Annotated in this window: 13 protein-coding genes; 3 read left to right on the top strand and 10 right to left on the bottom strand. The window is 69.5% G+C overall.

The genetic code is table 11. The features are described 5' to 3' along the window. Positions 1 to 2: 2 nt before the first annotated feature. The 4 genes from HDA45_RS42975 to HDA45_RS00640 all read right to left on the bottom strand — a co-directional run bounded on the left by HDA45_RS42975 (position 3) and on the right by HDA45_RS00640 (position 6552). Positions 3 to 2891 carry an AAA family ATPase gene (locus tag HDA45_RS42975; protein WP_184891351.1) on the bottom strand — a complete coding sequence of 963 codons (2889 nt, stop codon included), beginning with the start codon at positions 2889 to 2891 and terminating at the stop codon, positions 3 to 5. A gap of 88 nt (positions 2892 to 2979) precedes the next feature. After that, on the bottom strand, positions 2980 to 3174 hold the full coding sequence (locus HDA45_RS00650; RefSeq protein WP_093935228.1) for a hypothetical protein: 195 nt from the start codon (positions 3172 to 3174) through the stop codon (positions 2980 to 2982). Positions 3175 to 3187: 13 nt separating this feature from the next. Further along, complete coding sequence (locus tag HDA45_RS00645; protein WP_184891350.1) at positions 3188 to 6058, bottom strand: type 2 lanthipeptide synthetase LanM; 2871 nt, start codon at positions 6056 to 6058, stop codon at positions 3188 to 3190. 263 nt (positions 6059 to 6321) lie between these two features. Beyond that, the gene (locus HDA45_RS00640; RefSeq protein ID WP_184891349.1) at positions 6322 to 6552 is read right to left on the bottom strand and encodes a hypothetical protein; all 231 of its coding nucleotides are present in this window, start codon (positions 6550 to 6552) and stop codon (positions 6322 to 6324) included. 42 nt (positions 6553 to 6594) lie between these two features. Between HDA45_RS00640 and HDA45_RS42670 the strand changes: the two genes are divergently transcribed. Continuing rightward, positions 6595 to 6720, top strand: coding sequence for a hypothetical protein (locus HDA45_RS42670; RefSeq protein WP_281400642.1), 126 nt, complete (start codon positions 6595 to 6597; stop codon positions 6718 to 6720). A gap of 45 nt (positions 6721 to 6765) precedes the next feature. Here the strand turns inward: HDA45_RS42670 and HDA45_RS00635 are convergent, their stop codons facing one another. Then, positions 6766 to 7587, bottom strand: a complete 822-nt coding sequence (locus tag HDA45_RS00635) for a S1 family peptidase (RefSeq protein WP_184891348.1) — start codon at positions 7585 to 7587, stop codon at positions 6766 to 6768. A 136-nt stretch (positions 7588 to 7723) separates the two neighbouring features. Beyond that, positions 7724 to 9769, bottom strand: a complete 2046-nt coding sequence (locus tag HDA45_RS00630; RefSeq protein ID WP_184891347.1) for an MDR family MFS transporter — start codon at positions 9767 to 9769, stop codon at positions 7724 to 7726. A gap of 126 nt (positions 9770 to 9895) precedes the next feature. Between HDA45_RS00630 and HDA45_RS00625 the strand changes: the two genes are divergently transcribed. Further along, a complete protein-coding gene (locus tag HDA45_RS00625) occupies positions 9896 to 10750 on the top strand; it encodes a DMT family protein (RefSeq protein ID WP_184891346.1) in 855 nt (284 codons plus the stop codon). Positions 10751 to 10861: 111 nt separating this feature from the next. On the opposite strand, the gene HDA45_RS00620 is transcribed toward HDA45_RS00625, so the two are convergent. The 3 genes from HDA45_RS00620 to HDA45_RS00610 form a co-directional block, all read right to left on the bottom strand. Further along, complete coding sequence (locus HDA45_RS00620) at positions 10862 to 11110, bottom strand: hypothetical protein (RefSeq protein ID WP_184891345.1); 249 nt, start codon at positions 11108 to 11110, stop codon at positions 10862 to 10864. Positions 11111 to 11239: 129 nt separating this feature from the next. Next, a complete protein-coding gene (locus HDA45_RS00615) occupies positions 11240 to 12019 on the bottom strand; it encodes a S1 family peptidase (RefSeq protein ID WP_246480575.1) in 780 nt (259 codons plus the stop codon). A 259-nt stretch (positions 12020 to 12278) separates the two neighbouring features. After that, positions 12279 to 13007, bottom strand: a complete 729-nt coding sequence (locus tag HDA45_RS00610; protein ID WP_184891344.1) for an SDR family NAD(P)-dependent oxidoreductase — start codon at positions 13005 to 13007, stop codon at positions 12279 to 12281. A 71-nt stretch (positions 13008 to 13078) separates the two neighbouring features. Here HDA45_RS00610 and HDA45_RS00605 point away from each other — a divergent pair, with 71 nt between their 5' ends. Beyond that, positions 13079 to 13939 (top strand): LysR family transcriptional regulator, encoded by an 861-nt coding sequence (locus HDA45_RS00605; RefSeq protein ID WP_184891343.1) that lies wholly within the window; start codon positions 13079 to 13081, stop codon positions 13937 to 13939. Positions 13940 to 13955: 16 nt separating this feature from the next. On the opposite strand, the gene HDA45_RS42970 is transcribed toward HDA45_RS00605, so the two are convergent. Then, a complete protein-coding gene (locus HDA45_RS42970; protein WP_184891342.1) occupies positions 13956 to 14864 on the bottom strand; it encodes a cytochrome P450 in 909 nt (302 codons plus the stop codon). Positions 14865 to 14915: the final 51 nt, after the last annotated feature.

Raw genomic sequence — 14915 nt, 5'->3', positions numbered from 1 at the left:
GATCACAGCATGCCAGGTCGCAGTGCGGCGGCGTGTTCGGCGAGGGCCGACCGGTCGGCGAGCCCGGTTTTGGCGAGCAGGCTCGCCACGTGTTTCTCGACCGTCCGGGGAGAGATGTGCAGCCGGGTGCCGATGTCCTTGTTGCCCATCCGCTCGGCGAGCAGCACCAGCACCTCGTACTCGCGCACGGTCACACCGGACGCGCGCAGGTCGCCGGGGACCCGGTCGACACCCGCCCGCCGCTGCCGGACGGGCGCGCCGAGCTTGCGCAGCAGGCTCCGGCAGGCGCCGGCGACCGCCTGGATGTCCCTGCCGTGGAAGTACTCCTCGGCCTCCTTGAGCCAGCCCGCGGGATCGCCCCAGCCGTCGGCGGCGGCCGGTTCGGCGATCAGCCGGAGCCCGAGGTGCCGGGCCAGGGGGTAGGGCGCGGACGTCTCCAGCGCGGCGGCCACCGACCGGCCGGCTTCCGCCGCGTCGCCTCGTCTGCCGTGTTCGACGGCGTGCGCGAATTCGACGAACTGCCGGTTCCATCGCATCCCGCTCACGGCGGATCCGGTTTCCGGGCAGTCGGCGCCGCCGAGGGTGTCGACGAGCGTCCTGAGGCCGTGCTGGCCGGCGAGGTGGAACCGGCTCGGCCGCAGGTCCTCCAGCTCGGTCACCTGCTCGAGTTCCCGGCGCGCGCGGTCGAAGTCCTCCTCGAGCAGTGAGCAGAAGACACGCGCCAGCCCGATGCTGAGCACCTTCTCTTGCGCGTTCTCGCCACCGCTTTCCCGGAAGTCCTCGAGCGCCTGTTCCATCGCCGGACGGTCCGCCCGGTGTCCGGCCGACATCGCCCTGGTCATATGCGCGTACTGCAGCAACGCGGTCAACCGGAGCCTGCCGAGTACGGCGAGGTTCTCCTCCAGCAGCTCGTGCGCCGTCCCGAACTCGCAGCGCAGGACGGCGTGCATGGTGCGCACGGCGTCAACGGCGCAGTGCAGCGTGATCGAGCCGTGCCGCTGGGCGTCGGCGCGGGCGAGCAGCAGGGTCTGTTCGTCGCCGTTCATCAGCACGCGATGCCCGCCGAGCCGGACCAGTGCCTGGGTGCGGAGGTGGTGCAGGTGGTTGTCCTCGGCGGTCCGCCGTGCGAGCTGCATGTAGTGCTCGGACTCGGTGAGGTCCCGCGGCAGCGCGAGCATGCCGAGCACTTGAAGAGCCTGGCAGACGACGAAGGGCTGCTCGGTCTCCTCGGCCACTTTCCAGGCCTGGCGCGCGAGCCGTTCCGCGGTGCCTGTCCGGCCGGGGACGTCGAGCCAGAGATTCGCTTCGACGGCGTCGAGCGCGGCTTGCTGAGCAGGCGAGATCGCCGAACCCAGGGGAGCGCGGGCGCGTTCGATCTGGCCGAGGCATTCGTCGTGCCGCCCGGCGATGTAGGCGGCCCACGCCAGCTGGGTGTGCAGTTTGGCGGCTCGTTCGAGTGTCCCGATCTCGCCGAAACCCGCGGACAGTTCGACGGCGCGGTCGAATTGGCCGGTTTGCCCGAGTGCGTACAGCAGCGTCTCCAGCACCTCGGCCCGATCACCCGCGTCGGCCCCGGACAGCAGGTCGACGGCCTTGGTGAGCATCGTGACCGCGGAGTCCGCGGCACCGGCGTCGAGGGCGCGGCGACCGGTTTCCGCGAACAGGTGACCCGCCGCCCGCTCGTCCAGCGCTGTCAGCCGCAGCGACGCGACGAGCGCGCACAGATCGCCGGGCAGGCCCGGGTACAGCTTCTCGACGGCATCGGCGGCCTGACGGGCGAGCGCCGCCTTCCGTGCCGGGGCTTGGCGCTCCAGCAGCGCCTCCGCGGTCAGCGGATGCCGGAAGGCGTACCAACCGGGTGTCGTCTCGTCGGTGGTCACCAGGTTCGCCGACACCGCCGCGCTCAGGTGGTTGTGCAGGGTCCGGTCGTTCGTGCCCGTGACCGTTTGCACGACCGACAGCGGGAAACGGCGGCCGATGATCGCGGCGACCGAAAGCAGCTCGCCCGCCTGCTCGCCGAGTTGTTCCATCCGGACGCCGAAGCTGGTGACCAGCGCGGCGGGTACGCGGGCGCGGAGCTCGCCGATGACGCGCCAGCCGTCCCGGCTCTCGACCAACAGACCGTCGTTCACCATTCCGTGAAGCAGTTCCTCGACGATGAACGGCAGGCCGGCGCTGTTGCGCCACAACAGCTCCGCCGCTGATGACGGCAGGTTCCCCGGCTCGGTCTCCAAGCAGGCGGCGGCGAGAGCGCGGGTGTCGGCGAGGCCGAGCCTGTCGAGTTCGAGGACGGCGCAGCTCATCCGCTGGGCGCCGGAGGTCGCCAGGCGCAGGGCGTCGGAGGGCTCGTTGCGCAGCGTGCCGACGAACAGGGCCTGCGCCGCGGGCAAGTTGTCGACGAGGTACTCGAGGATGAACAGAGTTTCGGCGTCGGCGTCCTGCAGGTCGTCGAGGACCAGGAGCGCGCCGCGGTCGCGGCTGGTGACGGCCAGCAGGCGGAACACCGCTTCGGCCAGCACCATCAGGGAGCCCGATTCCCGTGGCCGGTCGCCTCGGCTCCAGTCGGGGACGAGCTGCGCGAGTACCGGGATGAACGGGTCGAGTTCGGCCGCCTCGGGCGGTCCGCCGCCTCGGAAATGCGACAACAGCGCCTGGGTCAGCGGCCGGAAGGGGACGAGCGGGCCGATCGAACTGGCCCTGCCCTGCAGGACCGGGACGTCCGAGGCGATCGCTCGCGAAGCGGCTTCGATCGCGAGCCGGGATTTGCCGACCCCACCTTCGCCCACGAGAAAGATCGCGCCGCCGCGGCCGGCGATGGCGCGATCGAGAGCTCCGGAGAGCTCGGCCAGTTCGGCGTCGCGACCGATCACCCGCGACGAACGGATCCCCACCGCCGTGACTATAGCGAGCGGGTTCCCCTGCTACGGCGAAGAGTTGATCACGAAGGCGGGCGGCGCGAGCCCGCCTTCGTGACCGGTCTCAGATCCAGCCGCCGGTGAAGACACTGACGACGGACGGCGAACCGGGGTCGCCGGACAGGGTGGCGAGCGGGTTGGCGCTCAGCCGCGGCTTGCTGCCCGCCAGCGCGTGGTTGCGCGAGCCGACCTCGAGGGCGCGCGGCAGGTTCACGGCGCCGAGGGCGTCTTCGGTGGCGGGCAGATCTCTTTCGTACATGCGGTTTTTCTCCTCATACTCGGTTTGCCGGTGGAACGATGGTGGCCGCCGGATGCGGGCGGTCGGGGCGGAGCAGGAGCGCGGACGGGACCCGGTCGCCGAATCCCAGCCGCAGCAGGCCGTAGCCGATGCCCGCCAGACCGCTCAGCAGCCCGGGCGCGGAGACCGCGCCGGGAGTCCCGCAGCGAGCACCGCGCTGGTCGACGGCGGCGAGCAGATGACCGGTCCGGCGACGCACCGCGGCGGCGGCGCCAGTGTGCCCGTTCTCCGCCAGCACGCACAACACTTCCGACACTCCGGACTCGCCGTGGCAAAGACTGAGATCCTTCAGGGGTGCCCCGTCGGCCAGCCGTTTGATCGTCCGGTCCAGTTCCACGGCGTGAACGGGATCGGGCAGGTGAGCCGCGAGGCCGAGAGCGGCACCCGCGAGGCCGTCGCACCAGCCGGTGGTGCTTTCCGTCCGGTCGTCCGCCTTTTCGGACGGTTCTTCGCCGGTCCGGTCGTGTGCCCGCAGGACCCAGTCGACCCCGGCGGAACCGCGGGCGAAGCCCGTCTCTTGTGGACGCCCACGGTCGAGCAGCTGCTCGGTGTAGCGGTCCGCTCTGGCCAGCGCCGAGTCCAGTCCTGTTTGGACATACACCGAGCGCATCGAGGCGACACCGCCCGCGAGTCCCGTCGTGAACCCGGAGGGCGTGCCGGGCCCGGCGTCGGGCATCAGGTCGACGGCCTGCTCGATGAGGTCACCCGCCGGAAGACCGACCAGTGTGCTGAGCCGGGCGATCGTGTACGCGACGCCGCCGAGCCCCAGCAGCCCGCCGCAACCGGCGGTGGCGGCCAGCTCACGGTCTGCCCGGAGAGTGGCGAAGAGGCCGGGGAGCGGGGTGATCGCGTACGCGGCCAGATCGCGGTAGCGCGCTATCCCGGTCAGTTCGGCGAGTTGGGCGAGGAACAGCGCGACCCCGCAGTAGCCCTCGCCGAGTCCCGCGCCCATCGGCAGCACGGTCCAGTAGCGGTCGTCGACGAGTTCGATCCCGAGCCAGTTGGAGCGGCGCTCGTCGGAGAAGGCGTTGGCGACGATGTGATCGGCGATGCCGCAAGCGGTGATCAGCAGCCGTTCCGCGTCGGGAGCCTGGTTCGGCACCGCCGTTTCCACGGTCTCGCCACCGCCGTGATGCCCGGCGGTCGCCGTGCTGATGGCGAGCGTGGCCGAGATCAGCCATTCCTGATCACGCTGGTCGAGCGGGTCCATGTCGGCGACCTTCGCCAGCACCGTGTCCAGCGACGGCCGGTCCACCACGCCTTCGACACTGTCGCCGCGCGAATCCAGTAGCGAGGTCGAACCGGGGTTCGAGGTGAACATCGGGACGTCGCCCGCCCACAGGTCGGCCCGTTCGTGCGGCACGAGCCGGAGCAGTTTCTCCTCGCCCGCCGAATCCTCTTCGAGCAGATCGAACGCGCGGTCGCGGTCGGCGGCGTCGCGCAGGAGATCGGGATGGGTGGTTTCGTCGAGCAGGCGGAAGTAGAAGTTCGTCGGCCGGATGAGCACCCGGATGGGGTCGTCGGCGCAGCGCCGGAGGTGCTCGGCGAGTTCGTCCCGCGCGGTGGAGAGCGCGTCGTAGCCGAGCCGGAATCCGGCCAGCAGCGCCGCGCTGTGCTCGGCGGGGGTGACGTCGCGGCCGTCGAGACGCGGGAGGTTGTTCCCGCCCGAGAGCTCGCCGGGCACGCGGACCAGCCGCATCCGGTCGGTGCCGGGATCGGCCCAATCGACCCGGTCGGTGGGCAGTTTGCCGCCGCGGCCCGCGAGCCCGGAGATGTCGACGGCGCCGTGCTCCCCGGCGAAGAGCTGGGGGAGCAGCAGCGTGCGCTGCACCGACCGCGCGAGCATCGCCGCCGCGGGGTCACCGTCCGGCTGATCGGGCGGCGACGGCTGGAACAGCGTCTCGATGTCGATCAGCACCGGCTGGTCGCCGCTGGCGATGATGTTCTCGTAGTGGACGTCGGTCGCGTCGAGCGCGTGCAGGAGCGCCAGCAGAATTCCCTGGCGGCGGTAGAAGCGGTCGACGTCGGCGATGTCGGCGCACGGCCGGTGCTCGACGAACCGCAGCCAGCCGTAGCCGTCGCGCGGCAATGCGTCGGCGGTCCTCAGCTCGAGGCCGGGCAGCCGCTTGTTGAGCCGTTCGACGACGTCGCTGAAGCGCTCGTGCAGGATCAGCGGGCGGGGCTTGTAAACCACCCTGGCGCCGCTCGAGAAGCGGAGCAGTTTGACCGCACGTCCCCGCGCGTGCGAGTCGCCGATCCCGCCCGTCACCTCGACGAGCGTTCCGAGTTCGCCGTCCGCCACGGAGGCGGGCAGAGCGGCGGCGTCGGCGGAGAAGCGGGTCAGCATCTCGGCGTGGGCCTCTGCCGCGTAGAGGCAGGCCTGGGCGACGAGCCGGGCCAGGACCGGGTACTCGCCGAACAGGCGGACCAGGCCGGCTGGGGTGGATTGACGGCGCACGAAGTCCGAGAAGCGCTCTTCAGGAGTCTCGCCCTCAAGGGCGCCTGCGTTACGGGCCCGGTGGAGTTCGAGGACCAGCGTGCGGACCGAAAGCTTGAGCAGATGCTGGTCGAGTTGGGCCGCGAAACCCCGGCGGAGCGCATCGACATCCGCGCCGGCGAGGTCCTCGGGGACAGCGTCGCGGCAGGCGGCCCGGACGAACGACCTGAAGACCCCGGCGAACTCGACACACCAGTCACCGACTGGGGGGCGCTCCGGCAGAAGCGTGGTGACGGCGTGTTCGGTCAAATCCGCCCAAGCGGGTTTGACCGATGTCCGTTCGCGCGGGGTCTGGCCGTGTGCCCACCACTTCAGCGGCAGGGACGTCGCCGGAAGCTGGGGCGTCACGGCAGTGATGCTTTCAGCTCGGCCGGACCCGCACATGGGGGCGGGCCCCCCACATTCAGCGCACACACGAAGGTGCCCGGAGAGTGACGACGGGGGAGGGCACGCTCACCGCCCGAATATGGGGTCCCGGTACCCATACGCGGGGACCGGTCCCGGCCTCACCATGGTCTGGTGGCGGGGAACTCGCGGCGGTCGCAGGGGGCTCGCCGCGGTTTCGGGCGCGGGCCGGTTTCACTGGGGGTCCGGCCCGCGCCGACGGAGGATCACTCGTCCGGGCCGCGCAAGGTCAGGACGACCCGGAGTACGTGTTCGACCGCGGCCGGGAACGCGGCGCCGCGCAATTCGCCGCGGCTGGCGAGCGTGCGCCCGGCGAAGTCCAGCATCCGGTCCTCTCCCAGCCGCCGGACGGTCAGCGTGGCCACTTCTTCGAGGTCGAGGCCGGGATGGTCCAGACGGGTCAGCGCGAACTCGACGATCAGCTGCTCGTCCGTCACTTGCCGAACTCTCGCTCCGCGTCGGCGAAGGTGCCGGGTTCGGTGGCTTCGGTGTCGGCCACGGCGGTGTTCCCTCCTGGCGTCGTCGGTTCCGTGCTGCAGGCGCAGAGGACGAACGCCAGGAGGATCCACCTGAGGCCGGAATACGCGGCGATGGCCTGCTCCTAGGCGACGAGGGCTCCAGTTACTGGGGAGCGTACTCGCGCGAGGAGATCAATCGCGTGCGTGGATGGTGCGATCGATCCAATCGGTGTAGGCGGGCACGCTGGTGTAGAGGCCGGGTCCGTTCGCGCAGGGAACGTCGTCGTCACCGGGGCCGGACGTGACGCCGATCAGCTCCCAGCGGCCTGCCCTCCCGCGCTGGACCTGCGGTCCGCCGGAATCGCCCATACACGCCATCGCGTCGCGCTTGCGGCTGATCGTGCACAGCCGGGTCGAGTCCGCGTAGCCGGGCGAGCATTCGGATTCCGCACCGCGGCGGGTGTTGAGTTCCTGGAGCCGTTCGGGGAACACCACCTTGGTCAGGTCGCCGGTGTCGACCGTGGTGCCGAAGCCCATCAAGCGGGTCGGCGTGCCGGGGCGGCCGGGGCGATCGGCGATCCGGATCGGCCGCTGGAAGACCGGGCGGTCCAGGCGGACCAGCGCGATGTCGTTCTTGTTCGGCGCGCCCGGCTCGTAGCCAGGATGACGCACCATGCGGTCGATCTCGCGTACGGTGCCGCCGGAAGTCCGCCGCTGGCTGCCGATGCGCACCGTCCCTTCCGGCCTGGCGGGGTTGCGTTCCGGATCGACGCAGTGTGCCGCGGTCACCACCCACTGCGGATGGACAAGCACCGCCCCGCACACCCCCTTGGCGTTGCCCATTTCGGGCACGACCTCCGGGATCGAGGCCATGAACTCGTAACGCTCGGTCGAGTTCCTCCCGTTCACCACGGCGTCGGCGCTCCCGGCCGTCGCGATCGCGCAGAAAGCCCCTACGAGCGCGACACCGGCGGCCCGGACCAGGTTGCGGCGTGCGGAATTTACTCTCGACATACTTTTCCTTCGTTCGGCGACTTCGGATCGATCGAGTTGATCATCGCCGTCCGTGGCGTCGTGAACCATCGGGCCAGCCCGCCGGTTCGTGGTGAGGACAGCCCGACTCCGGGAGGTGGTGCCCGCGCTACCCGGCTCAGACGGCCGCCGCGTGCTTCCCGCTGGGCCGGTCCTCGGCCGCCTGGTCCAGGATCCGGTTCGCGACCCGGCCGAGCGCCGCGTCGAGTTCGTCGTGTCCTTCCAGACCCCAATCCCGGAGTCGCTCGGCCAGCCAGTTCTTCCACGCCCGGATGAGCTTGTCGAGTTCGGCGCGTCCGGCCTCCGTGGTGACCCATTCGCCGGACCGGAAGGCCAGGTGCCCGGTGAACTCGAGCCGCGCGAAGGCTGCTTCGAACACCTCGGGCGGGATGCCGTAGCGGTCGCCGATCACCAGCAGGGACGTCGGTTTGTCCCGCCGTTCCCGCAGCCGGACCTGCCCCAGGCACCACAGCCCGCCGTTGTCGAGTTCACAGCCGGACTTCGCGAGGACACCGCTGGACGCCGCCTTCCCCTCGCGGGCGAGCAAGCGGCCGACGGCGCGCTCGAGGTCCTGGTCGCCGTTGCCCGATTCCGGCATCGCGAAACCCTCGCCGAGGTCCGGCGCGGCCGCTCGTGAGGTGTCCCGCAGCGGAACCTCCTTCAGGAAGAACGCCAGCACCAGCGCCACGAGTCCGGCCGGCGCGGCGTACAGGAACACGGTGTGCAAGGAATCGCTGTACGCCTGCACATACGGCGCGGACACGGAATCCGGCAAAGCGTGCAGCGCGTTCGGGACCTGAACGGCCTTGGGGTCGATCCCGGGCGGCAGCGGATGTCCCGCCCCCGCAGCGGCCAGGTTCGGCGCCAGCTGATTGGCGTAGATCGTGCCGAAGATGGCCGCTCCGAAAGAAGAACCCAAGGACCGGAGGAAGGTCACACCGGAGGTCGCCACGCCGAGGTCACGGTAGTCCGCGGTGTTCTGCACGACGATGACCAAGACCTGCATGCTCAAGCCGATCCCCAGGCCGAGCGCGGCGAAGTAGAGGGACATCTCCCAGAACCCGCTCGACGGGGTCAGCCGCGAGAGCAGGTACAGGCCGAGTGTCAGCCCGACCCCGCCGGCGATCGGGAAGATCTTGTACCGCCCCGTCTTGCCGACGATGTTGCCCGCGAAGACGCCCGCCACCAGCAGCGCGACCACCATCGGCAGCATCCGCACCCCCGAACTGGTCGCCGAGATGCCGTGGACGTACTGCAGATAGGTCGGCAAGTACGAAAGGGCACCGAGCATCGCGAAGCCGACGACGAAGCTCAGAATCGCCGAAACGGTGAAAACGGGGTTTCGGAACAGCCTCATCGGGAGAGTCGGTTCTTTCGCGCGCTTCTCCGCGAAGACGAACAGTACGAGCAAGATCACGGAGCCGATCGACATCCCGATGATCGTCGGCGAATCCCACGCGTACTGCGTGCCGCCCCAGCTGGTGACCAGTGTCAGCCCGGTCGCGGCGAGCCCGATCAGCAGGATCCCCAGATAGTCGATCACCGGCTTCGCCGCCGCTTTCACCTTCGGCATCGTGCTCGCCGCCACGATCAACACGACGACCGCGATCGGGACGTTGACGTAGAAGGCCCACCGCCACGACAGGTGGTCCACGAACAGCCCGCCCAGCATCGGGCCGAGCACCGTGACGACGCCGAAGACCGAACCGAGCACGCCCTGGTACTTGCCCCGCTCACGCAAGGGCACGACGTCGGCCACGAGCGCGGTCGCGGTGACCATCAGACCGCCCGCCCCGAGGCCCTGTACCGCGCGGGCCACGATGAGCCAGATCATGTCGTCGGCGAACCCGCAGAAGAACGAGCCCACGGTGAACACGATCACCGACAGCTGGAACATGAGTTTGCGGCCGAACAGGTCACCGAGCTTCCCGACGACGACGGTCATGATCGTCTCGGCGAGCAGGTAGGAGGTGATCACCCAGGACAGGTGCCCCGCCCCGCCCAGATCTCCGACGATCGTCGGCAGCGCCGTGCCGACGATCGTCTGATCCAGCGCGGCGAGCAACATGCCGAGTACGACCGCTCCGAACACCGCGTTCCGGCGCTTGCGGCTCAGTACCGGTGGGGTGACGTCCGGCCTGCTGACCTCGGCGGTCGTGGTCATCGAGTCTCCCTCACGTCAGGAAGCCAACGTAAGACAGGCGCGGGGGACGGCGCATTTCGATGATCACCCGATCCGGTAAGACTGGTGCTGGTCAGCGCGCCGGGGCATGGCTGACAGACTGCGGGAGTGATCGTCGGATACATCCTCGCGCTGCTGGCGGCGCTGGCCTCGGGTAGCGGCTCGGTGCTGGAGTCGATCGGTGTCCGCCGCGCGGGCGCTTACGGTGGCAGCGCGCTGGACCTGGTGCACGTGCGGCGCCAATGGATCTACTTCCTGGGCATCGGCGTCGACCTGGTCGGTTTCGCCTGCGCGGCGGCCGCGTTGCAGCGGCTGCCGCTGTTCCTCGTCCAGTCGGTGCTGGCGTTCAGCGTCGGCGTGACGGCCACGATCTCCGCGTTCATGGGCACCCGCCTGGCCGCGCAGGGCTGGGCCGCGCTGGGAGTGGGGGCGGTCGGTCTGGTCTTGCTGGGCCTGTCGGCGCAGCCGGGCCCGGCCAAGGTGCTCCCGTCGGCCTGGCGCTGGGTGCTGCCCGCGATGGCCTTGGTCGTGGGGGCGATCGCTTGGTACTTCCGGCGATTCGACCGCCCTTGGGCCGCGCAGGTGCTCGGCTTCGCGACAGGCGTCGGCTTCAGCGTGGTCGGTGTCTCGGCACGCACCCTCGAGCTGCCGTCATCGGGCTGGGCCATCCTGGCGGAACCGGCTGTGTGGGCGATGATCCTGAACGGTCTCGCCGCCGCGGTCGCGTTCGCCCTGGCCTTGCAGAAGGGCGGCGCGACGGCGGTCAACGCGATCATGTTCACCACGAACACGGCGTTGTCCTCGGTCATCGGCTTGGTCTTCCTCGACGACCGCGTCCGCGACGGCTTCACCACCTTCACGGTCGCGGGCCTGATCCTGGCGATGTCCGGCGCGATCGTCACCGCCCACTACGCCACGCAGGCCACGGAACCCGTCCGTACGGCAGAAAGGGCGTACCGGTAGCGGCTCGAACCCGGCCGTGGCGCGCTCACCGACGCCGAGCTCGATGCCATCGGCCTGGCACTCGAACGGGTCCTCGCCAGGCTCCTCGATGACGACGGCTAGCCGACGCTCTCACGACTGCTCTGACCCGCCACCGTAGTCCCGCAGGAACAGTGCTTCGGTGAGCGCCGCGATGGCCGCGACCGGGCTGCTGCATGTCCTCTTGATCGGGACACCGCGCGCGAGGTCCTTCTTCGTGTCGATCATGCTGCTCCTCACGGCGATCACCGTGATCATCCCGTTGGGCATCGACGCCGATCGGGGCGCCAGATTCGCGACGGCCGCCGGGAACCTGTTCCTGGGCGTGGTGATCACCGGCACGTTGTCAGGCGTCCTCCATGCCGCGATCCGGGCAGGCGCCAGTGCGCCGAGGCCTTGGTGGCCAAGGCGCACTGGCGCCGCAGGGCTAGGTGTCCGCGGAATACCTGAGGTGAAGGCTCAAGCGGAGGATTATCGAGACGACGTCGCCTCCCAGGCGGTCACCGCACCGCCCGTGACCTGGTTGATCCAGGCCCGGTAGCCGGGAACACTGTTGTAGATTCCGGGACCGTTGAGGCAGTTGCTGCTGTTGTTGCCGGATCGGCTGGTGGCGCCGGTCAGTTCACCGTTCAAAATGGACGGTCCACCGGAATCGCCGTAGCAGGCGCTGGTTCCAGGTGCGCCCTGGAAGCAGATCTCCTTGCCTCGCTTGAAATCGGCGGTACACCTCGAGTCCGCGACGGTAGTGGTGTCCACCTCGCGAAGCTGTGGCGAGGAGCCACTGCAACCGGGGGTGCCGCACGTCTGGCCGTGTCCGATCAGCTTGTTGACGGTGCCGACGGCCGGGCTGGACGCCGCGATCTTGATCGGCGCGGAAGTGGCTGCTCTCGAGAGCTTCACCACGGCGATGTCGTTCGCGCCGAGGGTCGCGCTCGCCGCGGTGATGAGCTCTCCGCCGAATCCGGTGTTGACCGAGCCGATCCGTGCGGAGAAGCCGCCACCAGTGGAGCCCTGGACGCAGTGCTTCGCCGTGACGAGCCACTGCGGGGCGATCAGTGACGCCCCACAGAAATGACGGCCATTGCGTTGCAGCGACGCGAAGAACGAGTAAGGAGTGGTGACGACCTTGCCGCCGATGATGAAAGGTTCGATCGGCGGCCCGGCCGGTGATTCGGCCACAGCCGCGGGCCCGGCGAAGAGCGACCCGGCAAAGAGGGCGGCGGCGATCATGGACATACGTCGGATCCACATGATTTTTCGGCCTCCTGAAGCGAAAGGGGAGTCCAGCATGGGACGGGATTCAGTGGTGTCAGATCGATCAACACCCGACCGTAGTGCCCTGTAAAGTATCCGGCACCCCCCATTGGTACTGAATCGGCATACCAACGAAGGGTGAGGCGAAGGACGGCTGGTGGGACAGCACGAAATTTCTCGAAGGGGCGACTACCCGCGGACGCGACAGTCCGCTATTTCCGCGACCGGCCGTTCCGGGTCCCGAACGCCCACCGGATCACCAGGGGATGACGTCCTCGAGCGAATCCGGTCCGCGGAAGACGCCGGTCGGGCCGTCCGCGGGGATCGTCGCGAGCAGGACCGGAACGGCCGCGCCCTCGGCCACGGTGCGGTGCCCGCGCGGGAAAGGGGCCCCGGCGTTCTGATCGGTCGGCACCATGCCGGGGCTGACGGCGTTGACCTTGATGCCGTCGGCACGGAGGGTTTCGGCGTACAGCAGGGTCAAGGCGTTGAGTGCGGCCTTGGACGAGCTGTAGGCGAGGAATCCTTCGGTGGGTAGGGAAATCTCCGGGTCGCTCAGCAAGGTTAGGGAGGCGAGCCCGCTCGAGAGGTTGACCACGCGTGGATTGGGGGAGCGTCGGAGCAAGGGCACACAGGCCGAGATCATCGTGACGACACCGAAAACGTTGACCGCGTACACTTCGCGCAGGTGCGCGGCGGTGAAGTCGGTGGTGCGCAGACCCCAGTCGCTGGTGATGCCGGCGTTGTTGACCAGGACGTCCAGCCTGCCGGTCTCGGCCTCGATCGTCTCGACCGCCGCCGCCACGGACGCTTCATCGGTGACGTCGAGCCGGATGGGCCGGACGCCCGGTCCGGTCGTGACGCCCCGGTCCGGATCCCGCGCGCCGAGGTAGACGGTGAGCCCGCGCGCGGCCAGTCGCCGGACGATTTCCTTGCCGATGCCTTTGCCGCCGCCGGTGACGAGTGCGACTTCGTGGGGGTGCATACCGCCCACTCCAGCCGACCTCGTGCCCGGAAGGAAGCACCGATCCGGTGTGCTGGCCATACCCTGGCGGTATGCCGGATCCGGAGATCCGCGAACTGCGCTACTTCCGCGCCGTCGCCGAAGACCTGAACATCACCCGCGCGGCCGAGCGGCTCGGTATCGCGCAACCGCCGTTGTCGCGGGCCATCCGCGGGCTCGAACGCCGGATCGGCGTGGAACTGTTCGACCGCACCGGGCGCCGGTTGGCGCTGACATCCGCCGGGGAGACCCTTTTCGCCGAGTCGGCCAAGGTCTTCGCCGCCCTGGACGTCGCCGTTCGCCGGACGCGGCAGGGCGGGAACGTGCTCGTGGTGACCGCCAAACCCGGAGTGGCCACCCGGCTGCTGCATCGCGTTCGCGAACGCTTCCGGGAGGATCCGGCAGCGGCGGAGATCCGCGTGGTGGTGAGCGGGTTCGGTGAACAGGCCGAGCTGGTCCGTGACGGGCGCGCCGATCTGGCGATCGCCGCCTGCGTGGACGGCGACGGGCTCGATACCGAACTCCTGACAACCGAACCGCGCGTCGCCGCGCTCGCAGCCGATCACGAGCTCGCCGGTCGCGATGCGCTCAGCGTCGCCGATCTGATCACCGAACCCGCCCCGAGATGGGCGGATTCGCGGGTCGTCGAGCGCGGCCACTGGCTGGGCCACCCCGATCGCCGGTCCGACGGGCCGGTCGTGCGCGACACCGCCCAGCTGCTGGACGTGGTCTCCCTCGGGCAGGCCGTTGCCTTGGTGCCTGCCTCGCTGGCCGCGGTGAACGTCCGCCCGGACGTCGTCTACCGGCCGGTCGGTGACGTGACGCCGTACCGGACCCTGGCGCTCTGGCGCACGGGGAGCCGGTCGCCTTCGATCGCCAGGTTCCTCAGCATCGCCGGAGACGAGCGGAAATAGCGTCGTCGCGATCTCCTCAGAACGTCACCGGGAACTGGCTCAGGCCTCGGATGGAGCTGCCCTCCCGGCGTCGCAGCGGGCCTGCCTGACGGAGGAGCGGCATTCGTTCTGCCAGGGTGCGAAAGACGATTTCGCCTTCGACGCGTGCCAGCCTGGCGCCGAGGCAGTAGTGAATTCCGCTGGAGAACGCCAGATGGTCCGGTCCACCGGAGCGGGTGATGTCGAAGTCGCCCGGCCTTTCGTACACCTCTGGATCGCGGTTGGCCGCGGCCAGGAGCACTGCGACGAACCCGCCCGGTCTGATCGTTCGCCCGGCCAGCTCCACCTCGGTGTGCGCGATCCTCAGAGAAGCCTGCACCGGAGGGTCGTAGCGGAGTACTTCTTCCACCGCGGCGGTGGCGAAGCCCGGATCGGAGCACAGTAGATCCCACTGTCCTGGGTGATCCAACAGCGCCCGCACGCCGTTGCCGATCAGGTTGACCGTCGTCTCGAACCCGGCGATCAGCAACAGCAACGCGGTGCCGTGCAGCTCCCGCGCGGTCATCCTTTCCTGCCCGGCGGCGACCGCGAGATCGCTGATCACATCATCGCCGGGAACCGCCGTCCGCTCGTGAAGCAGCCGGTCGAACATCGTGACCAGGTCCTCGCCGACTGCGATCAGCCGTTCGGCTTGACGGACCGAGTGCACACCGCTGAGGCCTTCGCCGATCAAAGTGCCGTACTCGGTGAAGGCCGACCGGTCGGTGTCCGGGATCCCGAGCAGGTCACTGATCACCGTGATCGGGAGCGGTGCGGCCAAATCCATGATGAGGTCGAAGCTCTCCTTCGCGGCCGCCTTGGCCAGGAGAGAGTCCGTGGCCGCGTGAGGCAGCCAGAACTGAACGTAGAAGCCCGACCTTGCAGGCTCATGGCAGGTTCCGGGCACCGGCCCAGCGCTCCCTAGGTAGGGCACATCGCACAAGTACGGGCATTTCAT

The organism is Amycolatopsis umgeniensis (assembly GCF_014205155.1).
Taxonomy (GTDB): Bacteria; Actinomycetota; Actinomycetes; order Mycobacteriales; family Pseudonocardiaceae; genus Amycolatopsis; species Amycolatopsis umgeniensis.
Note: the sequence above shows the minus strand (reverse complement) of the source record. Positions and strands in the feature narration are given on the sequence as shown.

Excerpts from the sequence above, each read along its gene's own strand:
- HDA45_RS00650 (WP_093935228.1), bottom strand. The coding sequence starts at position 3,174 with ATGTACGAAAGAGATCTGCCCGCCACCGAAGACGCCCTCGGCGCCGTG.
- HDA45_RS00635 (WP_184891348.1), bottom strand. The coding sequence starts at position 7,587 with ATGTCGAGAGTAAATTCCGCACGCCGCAACCTGGTCCGGGCCGCCGGT.
- HDA45_RS00630 (WP_184891347.1), bottom strand. The coding sequence starts at position 9,769 with ATGACCACGACCGCCGAGGTCAGCAGGCCGGACGTCACCCCACCGGTA.
- HDA45_RS00615 (WP_246480575.1), bottom strand. The coding sequence starts at position 12,019 with ATGTGGATCCGACGTATGTCCATGATCGCCGCCGCCCTCTTTGCCGGG.
- HDA45_RS00610 (WP_184891344.1), bottom strand. The coding sequence starts at position 13,007 with ATGCACCCCCACGAAGTCGCACTCGTCACCGGCGGCGGCAAAGGCATC.
- HDA45_RS00605 (WP_184891343.1), top strand. The coding sequence starts at position 13,079 with ATGCCGGATCCGGAGATCCGCGAACTGCGCTACTTCCGCGCCGTCGCC.